Source organism: Endobacter medicaginis (assembly GCF_014192375.1).
GTDB lineage: Bacteria > Pseudomonadota > Alphaproteobacteria > Acetobacterales > Acetobacteraceae > Endobacter > Endobacter medicaginis.
The window spans coordinates 307,687-322,459 of sequence record NZ_JACHXV010000003.1 but is presented as its reverse complement, the minus strand read 5'-3'; the positions used below and the strand labels follow the sequence as shown (position 1 = coordinate 322,459).

Here is a 14,773-nt window from a genome sequence, read left to right as displayed (position 1 = left end):
TTATCGCGCCGGAGCATCGCCCTGCCAATCGCCGCCGGTGAGGACCTGCACTGCGCCGGGCGACAGGGTGAAGGGCGCATCCGCCGTCTCCGAGCCCAGCGCCAGCTCCCAGCCGGTCGGTTCGATCGCGAAGGAGACCTCCGATCCACCTGCATTGAACAGCACCAGCACGCGGTCGCGCTCGCGCTCGACGCGCAGCGCGAAGGCGCGCAGCCCTTCATCCTGCCAGTCCCCCGTCCCCATCACCCGCCCTGACGGGTGCAGCCAGGCCGCCTCCGCATCGGACAGGAACGCTGCCGCACGCAGCGCCGGATGCGCCGATCGCAGCGCGATCGCCTGCGTGGTGAACGCCGCCAGTGCGGTGTCCGCCGTGGCCCAGTCGGTCCAGCCGATCGGACTGTCCTGGCAATAGGCGTTGTTGTTGCCGTGCTGGCTGCGCCCGATCTCGTCGCCGGCGAGCAGCATCGGCACGCCCCGGCTCATCAGCAGGGTAAGCAGAAAGCTGCGCTGCAACCGCGCCCGCATTGCACGGATGGCCGGGTCGTCGGTCGGCCCCTCGACGCCGCAGTTCCAGCTGTGGCTGTTGTCGCTGCCGTCGCGATTGCCCTCGCCATTGGCCTCGTTGTGCTTGTCGGCGTAGCTGACCAGATCGGCCAGGGTGAAGCCGTCATGCGCGGTGACGAAGTTCACGCTCGCCCACGCCGCCCGCCCGTCATGGGCGAAGGTCTCCGCCGACCCGGCCAGCGCGCCGGCCAGCGCGGCCGGACCCAGCTCGCCCTTCCAGAACCGCCGCACCGTGTCGCGATAGGCGTCGTTCCACTCCGCCCAGCCGGCCGGAAACCGGCCCGTCGCCCAGGCCCCGAGATCCCAGGGCTCGGCGATCAGCCGCCGCTCGGCGAGGATCGGATCCTGCTGCGCGCAGGCGAGGAACGGCGCCTGTCTCGTATAGCCCGCCTCGCCGCGGGCGAGGATCGGCGCGAGATCGAAGCGGAATCCGTCCACGTCCATCTCACCGGCCCAGAAGCGCAGGCTGTCCATCACCATCTGCAACACCCGCGGATGGCGCAGGTCGAGCATGTTGCCGCAGCCGGTATCGTTGGCATAAAGCCGCCGGTCATCGTCGCGCAGCCGGTAGTAGCTGGCATTGTCGATGCCGCGGAAACACAGCGTCGGGCCGAACTCGTCATTCTCGGCGGTGTGGTTGTAGACCACGTCGAGCAGCACCTCGAGCCCGGCCGCATGCAGGGCGTCGACCATCCCGGCGAATTCCGCCTCGGGCCGCGTTCCGGCGGCATAACGCGCCGCCGGGGCGAAGTAACCGATGCTGTTGTAGCCCCAGTAGTTGACCAGTCCGCGGCGCGTCAGCGCCACCTCGTCGTAGAACTCATGCACCGGCAGCAATTCCACCGCGGTGACGCCGAGGGCGCTGAAATGCGCGACCGCGGCCGGATCGCAGAGCCCGCCATAGCGCCCGCGCAGCGCCTCGGGGACCGCCTCGTTGAGCCGGGTGAAGCCCTTCAGGTGTGTCTCGGCGATCACCAGCCGCGACCAGGGATGACGCGGCCGCGTCGAGGCGCGCCTTTCCCTGGGGGCCACCACACGGCAGCGCGGCATGAACGGCGCGCTGTCGCGTGTGTCGAACGACTCCGTCCCCTGCCCCTCGACATAGCCGAACAGCGCCGAATCGAGGCGGATCGCGCCCGCGAATCCCCGCGCATACGGATCGATCAGCAGCTTGTGCGCATTGAACCGGTGCCCCTGCTCCGGCGCATACGGCCCCTCCACCCGGTAGCCGTACAGCACCGTCTCCGGCCGCTCATGCGCCAGAAACCCGTGCCACACCCCGTCCACCCGCCCCGGCAACGCCAGCCGGGCGGTCTCGCGCATCGGATCGCCGGCGTCGAACAGGCACAGCAGCACCGCGGTCGCGTTGGCCGAGAACAGGGCGAAATTCACCCCGCCCGGCACGATCGTCGCGCCCAGCGGATACGGCGCGCCGGGCTCCAGCGTCATCGCGCTCACTTGAACAGCGTGCGCAGCGCGCCAGGGACGAGCAGCGACAGCGGATTGACCGCCACCGACGGGTCGTCGAGCGGACCGGTGATACGCATCGTCATCGCAATGACCCCTCCTCCGGTCTCCGGGCTGAACAGCTTGCCGACCACCGGCAGCCGCCCCGGCAGATGATTGAGCGCCCAGGCCGGCACCACCGTACCGCGCAGGTCGGCCGTGCTGCGACGCAGGTCGAGCCCGCCGCGCAAGGTCACCCCGATCGCCGGATTATGCGCCAGCGCATCATGGACCTGCACCTGCCCGTGCAGGAAGCGGAACGGCACCACGGCACGGTCCATCACCAGCGCGTCGCCGGTCTTCGCCTGCCCCAGCAGCCCGCCCAGCGACAGCGCCGCCGCCGCCCGCGCAAGCTGCGGCACACCGGCGACCAGAGCGTTCTCCACCGTCACTCCGCCCTCGGCGCCGCCGGCGAAATGCCGGTCGGGCAGGGTCGCATCGAGGCGCAGCAGGCCGTTATGGATGGTCTGCCCGAGATCGAGCCCGGTCAGCAGCGCGCCCAGATCGTCGACCCGGCCGGTCGCGCGCAATCCGCGCCCGGCGGGTGCCAGCCGCATGTCGACCGCGCTCGGACGCTGCACCGTCAGATGTCCGCGATCGACGTCGGTGCCTCTCCCGGCCATCGACAGCCGCACCTCGCCCAGGCCCGAACGCTCGCCGACCAGCAGCCGGCCGATCCGCGCCTCCACCGACCAGGGCTTGCCGGTCTGCGTGCCCTTGCGCGGCGGGCTCGACGGCACCGCGTCGAGCGCGCGCCGCGTCGCCCCGCTCTGGTCCAGCACAGGCACGAGATCGACCACCGGCGCGTCGATCCGCGCCACGGCCGGCCGCGCCGGTCCCGACGGCAGCATCGCCTCGCCGCTCATCCGCGTGCGCCCCAGTTCCAGCCGCGAGGTGACGATGCTCACTCCCGGCTCGTCCGCCAGCCGGCTGCCCGAGGCCCGCACCACGAAGCCGGGCGCGTCGATCCGCAGATCGTCCACCCCGGCGATATGGTCGTGATCCAGCAGCAGCCGGCCCGACGCCTCCGCCATCGCACCGCTCGGTTTCGACCACCCCACCGGCAGCCGCAGCGACAGCGAGGTGAGATCGGCCCGCGCCGACACACTCGCCTCGCCCGAGCGATGCGCCACGTAGGCGACCGAGACCTTCGCCGCCGAATCATCCTGTCCCGCGACCAGCCAGCCGAGCCCCTGCGCACGCACCGCATCGAGCACATGCGCGCGATCCGCCTCCACATCCACGCCGGCCTGCATCACTGTCTGCGACGGCGGTCCGTCGCGGAAATCCATCGCCAGATCCAGCGCCGACGGCAGTTGCGCCACCAGCCCGCGCCCCGACAGCGTCATTCCGTCCTGGGTCGCATGCAGGTCGAGCACCGCATCGTCGAGCGCCTGCCCGGCAATCGCATGTGCCAGCCGCGCACCCGTGATGTGCGCATCCGCCACCACGTCGAGCTGCTCGACGCGCACGTCGTCGTCGAGCGGCAGGCCGAGACGGAACTTCAGCTCGCTCGCCCCGGCCGCCCCGCTGAGATCGAGGCTGGTGTTCGACAGCAGATGAAGCCGGGGATGCGACAGCAGGTGCAGGATCGCGCCCAGGTCGCCGGCGAGGTCGATGCTCACCACGCCGTACTGGTCGGGCTTCGTCAGTCCGCTGATCGTCATCCCGGCCGAGCGCAGGAGGATGGTGTGTCCCGCGCCGTCATCCTGCCGCCCCTGGCTGACAGCGATGTCGAGCCGGTCGGGATCATGGATGCCGACATGCCCGGCGACCGCGGTCAGCGGCGGCATCGGCCGCAGCCAGTGCACCTCCGCACCGGTCACATCAAGCCCGCCATCGATCCGCCCGATCGACAGCGAACCGAAATCCTCCCCCGCCAGCGACACCGTCAGCGCGACATGGCGGATCTCGCCCACCGGCATGTTGCCGGTCACCCAGTCGCGCCCGCCCTTCGCCACGCCCGGCGGCCACAGCACCGCGAGCTGCGCGAGCGACAGTGCCGCCTCCGAGCCGGGCTGGAACCCCGCCCAGGCCTCGACCCGCGGCGTCCGCCCCTGCCGGTCCATCGACAGCGTGCCGTGCGCCAGCAGCGGCACCATGCCCTGCGGCCGCAGCTCTGCCCGGGTCAGCTCGACCGCCTCGCGCCCGCCCGCCCGCCGCAGCACGGCCTCCGCCGAGGCGCCCGCGACATCGAGCCCGCCCAGCCTGCCCGACCCTGCCGCCACCGACAGCGTCGCCGTCTCCGGCAGCCAGCCCGACGCGGCCGCCGCCCCGAAGCGAAGCTGCGCATCTGCCCCGACCGGCAGCGCCGCCGCGCGCACCGCATCGGGCATCACCACGCCGAACGGCAGCGGACGCACCCAGAGGGATGGAGTCAGCGGATCGACATGCAGATGCCACAGCAGCGGCGCCGGGCTGTCGGCGGACACCGACAGGCTCCGCCCGCCGCCATCGGACAGCACCGCCCGCATCCTGCCCCGCCACCCGTCCAGGCCGACCGCCGCCTCCGTCAGCGGTGCCTCCAGCCTCCAGCTTTGGCCACCGGTCAGCTCGACCCGCGCGTCCGTCACCCGCAGCGCGCGCAGATGCGACAGAAGCGGCCGCAACGCCTCTGGCGCCGATCTCTGACCCTGCAGCCAGCCGGGCGCCCCGGCCGGCCGGGGCGCGACGGGTCGCCGCCTGCCGGCGCCCAGCGGCTTCGGATACCCGGCCGCATCGACGCCGAGCACGCCATGCACCTGCGCGGCCTCGATCCGGATCGGTCGCACCCGCGTCAGCAGCAGCGGCAGCGCGGCCAGCTCGACATCGAGGTGGCCGATCTCCACCCGGTCGGTCGGCGCGGCCAGACGCTGGGCGGACAAACCCTTCGCCCGCACCTCGAACGGCGCGCCGTTCCGGCGGAACACCATCCATTGCACCGTCGCATGCCGCACCGACACCCGTACCGGATCGCCGGTCTGCATTTCCACCAGCGGCGGCAGCGCGCGCTCCAGCAGCAGGTCCAGCGACATCGGCGCCGCCGCCAGCCTCACCACCACCAGCCCGGCGAGCAGCGCGGTACCGCCCACCACGACCGCCACGCCCCGGCCGAGCCAGCGCCATCGTCCCGCGCCGGACGCCGTCCCTTGACCCGGACCGCTCACCGTGACGAGCCTGTCACGGCATGCAGCGTCCCCGCCCCCCGACCGGTCGCGATCCACAGTGGAGCTGGCCCGGCTTCGGCTCCGATCCGGTCGTGCGGGCGCGCGCCCTGATCGAGACCCACAGCCCCTATCTGACCGCTCTCGCCCGGCGCGAGCCGGAGATCTTCGACGACATCCTCGCCCATGGTCCGCGCCGGGTGGTCGAACGTGCCCTGCGCCGCCTGCGCGCCCTGCCGCCCGCCACCCCGCGCGCGGTGCTGGCCGCCGCGCTGCGCGGCGCCAAGCGGCATGTGGCGCTGGCCACCGCACTCGCCGATCTTGGCGGAGTCTGGCCGCTGGAGACGGTCTGCCGCGTGCTCTCGCGCCTGGCCGAGACGGCCCTCGACCGTGCCCTCGCCCAGGCGCTGGCCGCGGCCCGCGCCAGCGGCGAGCTGCCCGGCATCGATGCCACCGACCCCTGCCCCGACAGCGGCTTCATCGTGCTGGGCATGGGCAAGCTCGGCGCGCATGAGCTGAATTATTCGAGCGATATCGACCTCATCCTGCTCTACGACCCCGACCGGCACGGCGCCGGCGACACCCTTCAACGCAGCTTCAACCGGATCGCTGCCGATCTGGTCGCGCTGATGTCGGCACGCGATGCCGATGGTTACGTGTTTCGCGTCGATCTGCGGCTGCGTCCAGACCCCTCGGCGACCCCGCCGGCCATGCGCCTGCCGGCGGCGATCGCCTATTACGAGAGCCTCGGCCGCGACTGGGAGCGCGCGGCGATGATCAAGGCGCGGCCCGTTGCCGGCGACCTCGCGGCCGGCGCGCGCTTCCTCGCCCAGATCCGCCCCTTCGTGTGGCGCCGGCATCTCGATTTCGCCGCCATCGACGCGATGCGCACCATGAAGCGCCGCATCGACGCCCGCCACCGCGACGACGCCACCCTGCTGCGCAGCACCGCCACCGACACCTCCGCCGCCACCGCGCTGCGCGTGCTGTCGGGGCGCGACCTCAAGCTCGCCCCGGGCGGCATCCGCGAGATCGAGTTCCTCGCCCAGACGCTGCAGCTCGTCTGGGGCGGCCGTGCGCCGCAGCTCCGCACCCCCGCGACGCTCGCGGCGCTCGCCGCGCTGCGCCGCGCCGGCCATCTGGGGGCCGCCGAAACCCGGGACCTCGCCCGATGCTACCGGCTCCTGCGCACCGCCGAGCACCGCCTCCAGATGCAGCAGGACCGCCAGACCCACGCCCTGCCGGCCAGCGAGGCGGGGCTCGACGCCTTCGCACGCTTCATGGCGTTGCCCGATCGCGCGGCCCTGGCCGCCGCCCTGCTGCCGGAACTGCGGCGCACGCGGATCGCGTTCGAGGGCCTGCTCGCCGCTCCCGACGAACAGCCCGACGGCGACGACGGCCTCGACACGCTTCCCGAGCTCGACGATCCCGAGCTGGTCGAGGACCTCGCCGCGCGCGGCTTCGCCGATCCCGCCCACGCGGCGGAGATCCTGCGGCTGTGGCGGGGTGCGCGCCCGCGTGCCCTGCGTGCACCGCAGGCGCAGGCGCTGCTCGCCGCCCTGCTGCCGCGACTGGTCGCGACTCTCGCCGCGCAACCCGATCCCGACCGTGCCCTGCAACGCTTCGACCGGCTGATCTTCGGCCTGCCCGCCGGCATCCCGCTGCTGTCGCTGCTGCGGCACAACCCGGCCTTGATCGACCGCATCGGCGGCATCCTCGGCTCCGCCCCCTGGCTCGCCGAGCACCTCGCCGCCACCCCCTCGGCACTCGAAGGCCTGCTGCTGCCGTCGGAAGGTGGCGAGACTCTGCGCGCCGGCCAGCACACGCGCGAGATCTGCGCCCTGCTGCGCCGTCGCATGGATGCCGCCGCCGATACCGCGCTCGCTATCGAGATTGCCCAACGCCTGGTGCGCGGCGAGGAGTTCCGCCTCGCCACCGCGCTGCTGGAAACCACGCTCGACATCGATCAGGTCGCCCGCGCCGCCACCGCGCTCGCCGACACCACCCTGCAACGCCTGCTGGTCCGCATCGTCGCCGATCATGCCGCCCGCCACGGCCCGCCGCCGGGCGCGGGCGTGGTCATCGTGGCCCTCGGCAAGGCCGGCTCGCGCGAGATGATGGCCGGCTCGGATCTCGATCTGATGCTGGTCTATGATCCGGGCGAGGCAGGCCCGGGTGCGGCGGGCTATTACTCACGCCTGGTGCACGGGCTGATCGGCGCGCTGACCGCACCCGGGCGCGACGGGCCGCTCTATGCGGTGGACATGCGCCTGCGCCCCTCCGGCAGCCAGGGCCCGGTCGCGGTCTCGCTCGACGCCTTCATCCGCTATCATGCCGAGAGTGCCTGGGTATGGGAGCGCATGGCACTGACCCGTGCGCGCGTCGTCACCGGGCCGGCGCCGCTGCGCGCCCGCGTCACCGCCGCGATCGACGCCGCCCTGCACCAGCATGTGCCTTCGTGGCCGATCATCCGACGCGAGGCGGCGTCGATGCGCGCCCGGCTGGGCGAGGGGCCGCCCACCGACATCAGGCTGCGCCGCGGCGGGCTGATGGAGGTGGAGTTCATCGCCCAGGCGCTCCAGCTCGGCCTGCCGGCCGCCGACCGCGCCCAGGGCACCCGCGCTGCCTTCTCCCGCCTCGCCCGCGCCGGCCGGCTGGACCCTGCCATCGCGCGGCGCCTGTCACAGGCCGATCATGCCTGGCGCGCCACCCAGGGGGCGCTGCGCATCCTGATCGGCCCCAGGCCACCGGCGAACTTTGCCGCGCTGTCGCCGCCGACCGCGGCCGCCCTGCTGCGCTGCGCGGTGCCGGACCTGCCGGCCTTTGCGCTGCCACCCGGCCGCACGATCGCGACCATGGCCGCCTTCGAGGCCACGCTCGATCATCTGGCAGCCACGGTCAGGACCGATTTCATTGCCACCATCGGCCGGCCCAGACGCACGCCGGCACCAACCGGACCTCAGAAAAGGAAACACGGACCATGACCGAGAGCCTGCAGACCGGAGACATCGCGCCGGCCTTCCGCCTGCCTGCCGTCAACGTGCCCGAAGGCGAGGTCGACAGCGCCCGCCTGCTCGGCCGGCCGCATGTCCTGTTCTTCTACCCCAAGGCCGACACGCCCGGCTGCACGCGCGAGGCCTGCGACTTCCAGTCCGCGCTGGGGGAGATCGGACGCGGCATCGGCGCCAGCCTGGAGGTGATCGGCATCTCGAGGGACAAGCCGTCCGCGCTGGCGAAATTCGCCGGCAAATACGGCCTCACCTTCCCGCTCGCCTCCGACGAGAGCACGGCGACGATCGCCGCCTATGGCGCGTGGGTGGAGAAAACCATGTATGGCCGCAGCTCGATGGGCATCGAGCGCACGACGGTGCTGGTCGGCGCCGATGGCCGCATCGCGCGCCTGTGGCGCAAGGTGAAGGTCGAGGGTCATGTCGCGGCGGTGCTCGAAGCCGCCGCCGCGCTGGCCTGACCGGTCGCGCTCAGTACGGGTAGTAGCCCGGCGCCTGGTAAACGACCGTCGGCGGCGCCTGATAGATCACCGGCGGCGGGGGCGGCGCGGCATAGACCACCGGCGGGGGCGGTGCCGCATAGGCGCCGGCGGCGAGCGCCCCGCCGACCGCAAGCCCGGCCAGCGCACCGACCGCGAGACCCGCGCCCGGACCCCAGCCGCGATGGTGCCAGCCGCCATAGCCGCCGTGCCAGCCACCGTAGCCACCATGCCAGCCGCCAGGGCCACCATGCCAGCCACCGCGCCACTGCGCATGCGCCGCCTGCGGCGCGAATGCCATGCCGGCAGCCAGCAACGGCACGGCGATCAGGAAACGCTTCATCATGGCTCTTGTGCCTTTCTCTCCGGAGGCCCGTCCCGTCCTGTCTCCTGGCGGAGCGACCGGACCGGCCTCTTACGATAAGAGATAAGACGCCGGTTCGGGCATTTTCGAGGCAAACGCGCGGCTGAACCGCGACGATTGCTCACTTCAGCGTGAGCGCCGCAGCCTCACCAACGCGCCGAACACCACCACTGCAAGTGCCGCGAGCGCCACCTGCGCGCCCGGACGCGGAGCCAGGGCCGGATTGAACTCGGTGGCCACGATCCGCCCTGCATCGGCATGGGTGGCGATCGCATACCACAGATATTCGATCGCCCCGGCCGCCAGCACCCCGGCCAGCCCGGTCAGCGCAAGGATGCGCACCTCGCCCGCCTTGCGGCGCGGCCACAGCCGCCAGATCAGCAGCCAGGCCAGCAGACCGGCATAGAAGACCGGCTCGCTGACATCGAACTTCTTTTGCATGAAGAAATGCAGCGAGGCGAGCACGGCGATCACGAACACCGCCCGGTGCAGGCTCACCCAACGCCGCCCGAGCCGTCGCAGCCAGCCATCGGTGGAGGTGATGCCGAGCACCGCCAGCCCCAGCAGCGCGATCGCGCCCACGGTCAGATAGCGACGGTGGATCAGTTCGCTGCCGACCCGGGCCAGATCGAAATTGCGGTCCACCACGTACAGCACCAGATGCAGCCCGCCATACAGGGCCGTCGCGACACCGAAGATGCGCCGCGTGACGGTGATCCGGTTCCAGCCCGTGATGGCGCGCAGCGGCGTGATCGCCAGCGTGACCAGCAGCAGCCGCAGCGTCCACATCCCGGCCAGGTGCATTTCACGATGCACCGCGCGCGGCCCGATCGGCACGCCGAGCCGGTCGCCCCAGATCCAGCGCACCGCCATCCAGACCGCCGGCAGCAGGCACAGCACCGTCGCCGCACGTTTCAGCCGGCGATTGGCGAGGGCCGTGCGGGTGGTGGCACTCATGGCGCGGCCGCCGTCTTCGGAATAACGAACAGCGCCTCGGGCTGCGTCGCCTCGCTGACACTGCGCGCCAGCAGCAGCACCCGGCCGCCCTGCCGCACCCGCAGCATCACCCCGTCATCGGTCAGGCACAGCACCGTCGACTGCCCGCTGGCGTCATTGACCTGCCATTCGCTGCACGACCGTCCGGCGATGTCCTGCGCCGGGCCGGCGAGGCGCGTGTAGCCGCCGCTGGCCGCCTGCCCCGGCGCCGGCACCGCCTCGGGAGCGGCCTGCTCGATCACCCCGCGCCCGTCGAGCCGGATCGCGGCCGTCAGATGCTCGCGATGCCGCGTGACCACATAGGTCGGCGCCCCCGGCACGTCGATCCGCTGTGCCTGCAGGGCCACCGACCAGCGCAGGCGCTGCGTCGCGTCCGCACCACCGCCAGCTTCGTCCGGCAGCATCGCATAGACCACATCGACATCATGCTGCGGGGTGACGAAGGGCTGTGTCACCATCGGCGCACCCCGTGCGCCCGCTGACAGACCGGACAGGACGAGGATCGCGGCGCCGACGCCGCGGGCCGAGCGCATTGTCGCGCCGCCTCAGTGGGCGGTGGCCCCGGTGTTGAGCGGCGGCAGTCCGGACGGCGTGGCACCGGCCGGCGCATCCGGCGCAGTATGTGCCACCCTCGTATAGCCGGCGGGCGGCACGAAGTCGGACGCCGGCACGGGCGCGAACGACACCGCGGTCGCCTCCAGCCGTCCGTGCTGGCCATGGCTGTCGACGCCCTCCTCGCTGAGCACGATGCCGCTGGTGGTGATGCAGGCGGTGCTGCTGGACTGGCCGCCCGAGCTGATCGCCCAGGTCGTGCAGGGCTGGCCGGCCACCGCCGAGGTGCCGGTATGGGTGAACTGCATCGTCGCATCCAGCAGGAACGGGTTGTGCATGTCGTCGCGCGCCCCGAGCTCGAGATAGGCGTGCTGCGGATTCATCACCGCGATCACGCTGCGCCGCACCCGGTCGATCACCGCATAGCCCTGCCCGGCCTGCGGGCCGGCGGCCGGGTCGATCCGCATCAGGCTGCCGCCGCCGCCGAACCGCACCGTCACCAGCCGCGCCGGCTGCCCCTGGGGCTGGACGGTATAGGTGACCGTGGCATCCTGGGTCGGCATCAGTGGCGGATGCTGCTCGGCCGCGATGGCGGGGCGGCACGCCGAGGCGGAAAGCAGCGCCACGATCATGCCGGCCAGGGTGGCTGCCGCGCCCGGGCGCATGCAGGATGTGGAAGCGTGCATCGGATATCCTCTCCAGCCTGTAACGGTCCGTCCGGCCGGGATCTTCAGGGATCCCGCGCGACTCGCATCGCGGCAATCTCGCGCCGGATGGCGGCGGCGTCCAGAGAGGCGAAGCAACGATGCGTGACATCCGCCGCCGCGCGGTCCAGCCGGGCCATATAGGCCGCGCGTTCGATCTCGACCGCGCCGAACCGCGCGAGGTGCGCGGTGAGGAACTGCGTGTCCAGCAGGGTGAAGCCGCACAGCCGCAGATGCGCAACCAGAGCGGCCAGCGCCACCTTGGAGGCATCGGTCACATGGCTGAACATGCTCTCGCCAAAGAAGGCGCGCCCCATCGCCACCCCGTACAGCCCGCCCGCCAGCCTGCCGTCGACACGGCATTCGACGCTGTGCGCCCAGCCGGCCCGGTGCAGCGACACCATCGCGGTCTCGATCGCCGGGTTGATCCAGGTGTCATCAGCATCCCGCCGCGCCCCGGCGCAGGCGGCGATCACGGCGGCGAAATCGACGTCCGCGGCAATCTCGAAGCGCCCCGACAGCACGGTGCGCCGCAGCCGGCGCGGCAGATGGAACCCGTCGAGCGGCAGGATGCCGCGCAATGGCGGCGCGAACCACGACACCTCGCTGTCATGACGGCTGGCCGCCATCGGGAAGATCCCCCGCCGGTAGCCCGTCAGCAGCAGCGCCGGGTCGAGCGATCCGCGTTGCTCCGCCATCGTCCGCTCCCCGTTCCGCCGATTGACGGCGCGCGCCGCCCGCGTGAAGACCACCTACGGTTCCCGGCCGAGGAGAGCAACATGACCGCACGACAGGCCATCACCGTAGCGACCCCGGTGCTGCCGGAGAAGATGATCGACAGGCTCGCGGCACAATTCGCTCTCAACGCGCCGCCAACGGCGCCGATGCCGGCGGCGGAGGCCGTCGCCGATGCCCGCCGTCGCGGCGCGCAGGCGCTGCTGGTCAGCGTGCAGAACCGCCTCGATGCCGCCGCGATCGACGCGCTTCCCGACACGCTGCGCATCATCGCCACTGTCAGCGTCGGCACCGACCATATCGATCTCGCGGCCGCCGCCAGGCGCGGGATCGTGGTCAGCAACACGCCCGGCGTGCTCGATGCCTGCAATGCCGATCTCACCTGGCTGCTGATCCTCGGCGCCGCCCGGCGCGCGGCCGAGGCGATGGACTATATCCGCCGCGGCACCGCCCTGTGTCCGCTGCTCGGCACGCGGGTGAGCGGTCGCAGCCTCGGCATCTGGGGGATGGGCCGCATCGGCCGCGAGGTCGCCCGCCGCGCCACCGGTTTCGGCATGCAGGTGCTGTATCACAACCGCAACCGCCTGCCCCCGCAGGGCGAGCAGGGCGCGCTCTTCTGTCCCGACCGCGCCGATTTCCTCGCCCGCAGCCAGATCCTGACCCTGCATATGCCAGCCAGTGCGGCCACCGACGGCATCATCGATGCCGGCGTGTTCGCCGCCCTGCCGCCTGGCGCGATCTTCATCAATGCCGCGCGCGGCTCGCTCGTCGACGAGGACGCCCTGCTGGCAGCACTCGGCTCGGGCCATCTCGCCGGAGCCGGGCTCGACGTGTTCCGCAACGAACCCGACCTCGACCCGCGCTTGAGCAACCATCCGCGCATCTTCGCACTGCCGCATATCGGCAGTGCGACGGTGGAGACTCGCGGTGCGATGGCGGCGATGGCGATCGACAATGTCGAGGCGGTCCTGTCCGGCGCCCCTGCACCCACTGCGGTCACATAGCCGAAAGCACACGCGGCTTCTGTTCGCCGCAAAAAGAACGCACAAGGATACCCGCGCATCGCCGCAACGGGTATGCCGATCGGAGAGGGAGACGGATCCGGATGTGGAAGGTGTTTTCGGGCTTCGCGCTGTTCACGCTGCTGTGCCGGATCGTGCTGCCGACTTCGCTCGCCAACCTGTGCAACACGATGATGCTGATCTATCTCGCGATGGCTGTGATCGCAGCCGCCTATGCGCTGATCGACCTGCATCGGGCCGGCCGCACCGGCCTGGCACGACGCTGAGCGTCTGACCTGCGTGTCGGCTCAGGCCGGCGCGCCGTTCAGGGCGTGGCGCAGGATCGCATCCGCAACCCCGCCGACATCGCGCACACCTTCCAGCGCCTCCGGCGGCACCGAGATGCCCAGACGCCGCTCGATCCCGATCATCACCGTCAGCAGGTTGAGCGAATCCCAGCGTGGGATCTCGTCCGGCGTGGTGTCCGCCCCGATCCGCTCGACGGCGACACCGAAAACCTTCGCCATCAGCCCGCGCAACTGCTCGAGCATGGCGTCGCGGCCAAGACGTTCGTCAGACATGTGCCAGCTCCCCGATCACGCCGGACAGGGCGTCGGCATCTTCCCGTCCGGTGAGTTCAAGACCCAGATAGTCCCTGATCGCCGCCGGCCAGCCCGCGAGCTCGGTCCCGTGGGCGCAGAACAGCGCCAGCGTCAGGCGCTCCAGTCCGAAGCCGACGCAGGCGGTATGCGCCACCTCGCCATCGTGCCGGCGGATGTCCCAGATCGCACCGAAATGGTCGCGGTGCGCATTGAAGCTCATGCAGGCCCGCGGCGCGCCCTCGGGGCCGGCCGGCAACAGCATCTCGAACTTGAGCGCATCGTGACGCTGACGCTCGCCGAGGTCGCGCCCCGCCTCGCCGAAGAAAGGATCGTTCGCCACTTCCACCCGACCCGGCAACGCCAGCATCGCGCACAGACGCTCGGCTCGCCGCATCCACAGGTCGCGGAACGCCATCGTCTCCTCCGGGCTGCCGACACGGATGAATTCCTGCATCCTGAAGGATTGCTGCCGGGCGAGATCAGTCGACGGTTCGTGCCGGAAGCAGTAGGAGGCTACCTCGATCAACGCCCCTTCCGGTGGCAGCGCCCCGCGCGCGCTCAGCGTCGGATAGACCGGATAACAGGCCGCCGGCACCAGCACGACCTTGCTCGGACGGAACTCGTCGGCGACATCCTCCTCGCAGACCAGCTTGCCGACCAGCCGCCGGTGATCCTCCGGGCCGCCCATGAAGCAATGCACACAGCCGGCCAGGTTGGGAAAGGCGGAGAAATAGCCGTTGCGTTCGAGATGAGCCCGGCTCATCACCGGCGGAAAGGCAAGGCGCTCCGCACCATCCGCCGCCGCGATCCGTCGGGTGAGCGCGATCAGCCCGCTCACCACGCGCTCGAACGCATCCCCCCGCCCACACAGCCCGGGCACGGTCTGCGCAACCAACACCCCGCGATCGAGCAGGCTCGCCTGGAAATCATCGACGCGCCCGTCGCCCTTGCTGTCGGCAGCCTTGGCCAAGATCCCATCTCCCTTTCGTCGCGCAGCCCTGTCGCCACGGCCATATCGAATACTGGCCACAAAACATAAACGAACCGTTAAGAGCCTCCGGATTGTCAAGTTCGAGTATCCTTGCTTGATTCGACCAGACACACTGATCGCTATCCGGA

General features: G+C 71.4%; 13 protein-coding genes. 4 read left to right on the top strand and 9 right to left on the bottom strand.

Annotated elements, in window-relative coordinates:
• Both glgX and FHR90_RS05415 read right to left on the bottom strand, forming a co-directional pair.
• Complete coding sequence (glgX, locus tag FHR90_RS05420; RefSeq protein WP_176623048.1) at window positions 1-2,013, bottom strand: glycogen debranching protein GlgX; 2,013 nt, start codon at window positions 2,011-2,013, stop codon at window positions 1-3.
• 5 nt (window positions 2,014-2,018) lie between these two features.
• Complete coding sequence (locus FHR90_RS05415; protein WP_183274892.1) at window positions 2,019-5,216, bottom strand: YhdP family protein; 3,198 nt, start codon at window positions 5,214-5,216, stop codon at window positions 2,019-2,021.
• A gap of 20 nt (window positions 5,217-5,236) precedes the next feature.
• Here FHR90_RS05415 and FHR90_RS05410 point away from each other — a divergent pair, with 20 nt between their 5' ends.
• Window positions 5,237-8,197 (top strand): bifunctional [glutamine synthetase] adenylyltransferase/[glutamine synthetase]-adenylyl-L-tyrosine phosphorylase, encoded by a 2,961-nt coding sequence (locus FHR90_RS05410; protein ID WP_183274891.1) that lies wholly within the window; start codon window positions 5,237-5,239, stop codon window positions 8,195-8,197.
• A complete protein-coding gene (locus tag FHR90_RS05405) occupies window positions 8,194-8,682 on the top strand; it encodes a peroxiredoxin (RefSeq protein ID WP_176627087.1) in 489 nt (162 codons plus the stop codon). The genes FHR90_RS05410 and FHR90_RS05405 overlap by 4 nt, the downstream gene beginning before the upstream one ends.
• A 10-nt stretch (window positions 8,683-8,692) precedes the next feature.
• Here the strand turns inward: FHR90_RS05405 and FHR90_RS05400 are convergent, their stop codons facing one another.
• The 5 genes from FHR90_RS05400 to aat form a co-directional block, all read right to left on the bottom strand.
• Complete coding sequence (locus FHR90_RS05400) at window positions 8,693-9,046, bottom strand: hypothetical protein (RefSeq protein WP_183274890.1); 354 nt, start codon at window positions 9,044-9,046, stop codon at window positions 8,693-8,695.
• A 144-nt stretch (window positions 9,047-9,190) separates the two neighbouring features.
• Window positions 9,191-10,021 carry a protein-methionine-sulfoxide reductase heme-binding subunit MsrQ gene (locus FHR90_RS05395; protein ID WP_176626307.1) on the bottom strand — a complete coding sequence of 277 codons (831 nt, stop codon included), beginning with the start codon at window positions 10,019-10,021 and terminating at the stop codon, window positions 9,191-9,193.
• Complete coding sequence (locus FHR90_RS05390; RefSeq protein ID WP_183274889.1) at window positions 10,018-10,593, bottom strand: hypothetical protein; 576 nt, start codon at window positions 10,591-10,593, stop codon at window positions 10,018-10,020. Before FHR90_RS05390 ends, FHR90_RS05395 begins: the two co-directional genes overlap by 4 nt.
• A gap of 12 nt (window positions 10,594-10,605) precedes the next feature.
• A complete protein-coding gene (locus tag FHR90_RS05385) occupies window positions 10,606-11,298 on the bottom strand; it encodes a hypothetical protein (RefSeq protein ID WP_183274888.1) in 693 nt (230 codons plus the stop codon).
• A gap of 44 nt (window positions 11,299-11,342) precedes the next feature.
• A complete protein-coding gene (gene aat / locus FHR90_RS05380) occupies window positions 11,343-12,014 on the bottom strand; it encodes a leucyl/phenylalanyl-tRNA--protein transferase (RefSeq protein ID WP_176626442.1) in 672 nt (223 codons plus the stop codon).
• 81 nt (window positions 12,015-12,095) lie between these two features.
• Between aat and FHR90_RS05375 the strand changes: the two genes are divergently transcribed.
• Both FHR90_RS05375 and FHR90_RS05370 read left to right on the top strand, forming a co-directional pair.
• Window positions 12,096-13,055 carry a 2-hydroxyacid dehydrogenase gene (locus FHR90_RS05375; protein WP_183274887.1) on the top strand — a complete coding sequence of 320 codons (960 nt, stop codon included), beginning with the start codon at window positions 12,096-12,098 and terminating at the stop codon, window positions 13,053-13,055.
• A gap of 101 nt (window positions 13,056-13,156) precedes the next feature.
• Complete coding sequence (locus FHR90_RS05370) at window positions 13,157-13,339, top strand: hypothetical protein (RefSeq protein WP_176624111.1); 183 nt, start codon at window positions 13,157-13,159, stop codon at window positions 13,337-13,339.
• A 21-nt stretch (window positions 13,340-13,360) separates the two neighbouring features.
• On the opposite strand, the gene FHR90_RS05365 is transcribed toward FHR90_RS05370, so the two are convergent.
• Both FHR90_RS05365 and FHR90_RS05360 read right to left on the bottom strand, forming a co-directional pair.
• A complete protein-coding gene (locus FHR90_RS05365) occupies window positions 13,361-13,633 on the bottom strand; it encodes an acyl carrier protein (protein ID WP_176624113.1) in 273 nt (90 codons plus the stop codon).
• The gene (locus FHR90_RS05360) at window positions 13,626-14,624 is read right to left on the bottom strand and encodes an amino acid--[acyl-carrier-protein] ligase (RefSeq protein WP_176624115.1); all 999 of its coding nucleotides are present in this window, start codon (window positions 14,622-14,624) and stop codon (window positions 13,626-13,628) included. Before FHR90_RS05360 ends, FHR90_RS05365 begins: the two co-directional genes overlap by 8 nt.
• Window positions 14,625-14,773 lie beyond the last annotated feature (149 nt).

Excerpts from the sequence above, each read along its gene's own strand:
- glgX (WP_176623048.1), bottom strand. The coding sequence starts at position 2,013 with ATGACGCTGGAGCCCGGCGCGCCGTATCCGCTGGGCGCGACGATCGTG.
- FHR90_RS05410 (WP_183274891.1), top strand. The coding sequence starts at position 5,237 with ATGCAGCGTCCCCGCCCCCCGACCGGTCGCGATCCACAGTGGAGCTGG.
- FHR90_RS05405 (WP_176627087.1), top strand. The coding sequence starts at position 8,194 with ATGACCGAGAGCCTGCAGACCGGAGACATCGCGCCGGCCTTCCGCCTG.
- FHR90_RS05400 (WP_183274890.1), bottom strand. The coding sequence starts at position 9,046 with ATGATGAAGCGTTTCCTGATCGCCGTGCCGTTGCTGGCTGCCGGCATG.
- FHR90_RS05395 (WP_176626307.1), bottom strand. The coding sequence starts at position 10,021 with ATGAGTGCCACCACCCGCACGGCCCTCGCCAATCGCCGGCTGAAACGT.
- FHR90_RS05390 (WP_183274889.1), bottom strand. The coding sequence starts at position 10,593 with ATGCGCTCGGCCCGCGGCGTCGGCGCCGCGATCCTCGTCCTGTCCGGT.
- FHR90_RS05385 (WP_183274888.1), bottom strand. The coding sequence starts at position 11,298 with ATGCACGCTTCCACATCCTGCATGCGCCCGGGCGCGGCAGCCACCCTG.
- aat (WP_176626442.1), bottom strand. The coding sequence starts at position 12,014 with ATGGCGGAGCAACGCGGATCGCTCGACCCGGCGCTGCTGCTGACGGGC.
- FHR90_RS05375 (WP_183274887.1), top strand. The coding sequence starts at position 12,096 with ATGACCGCACGACAGGCCATCACCGTAGCGACCCCGGTGCTGCCGGAG.
- FHR90_RS05370 (WP_176624111.1), top strand. The coding sequence starts at position 13,157 with ATGTGGAAGGTGTTTTCGGGCTTCGCGCTGTTCACGCTGCTGTGCCGG.
- FHR90_RS05365 (WP_176624113.1), bottom strand. The coding sequence starts at position 13,633 with ATGTCTGACGAACGTCTTGGCCGCGACGCCATGCTCGAGCAGTTGCGC.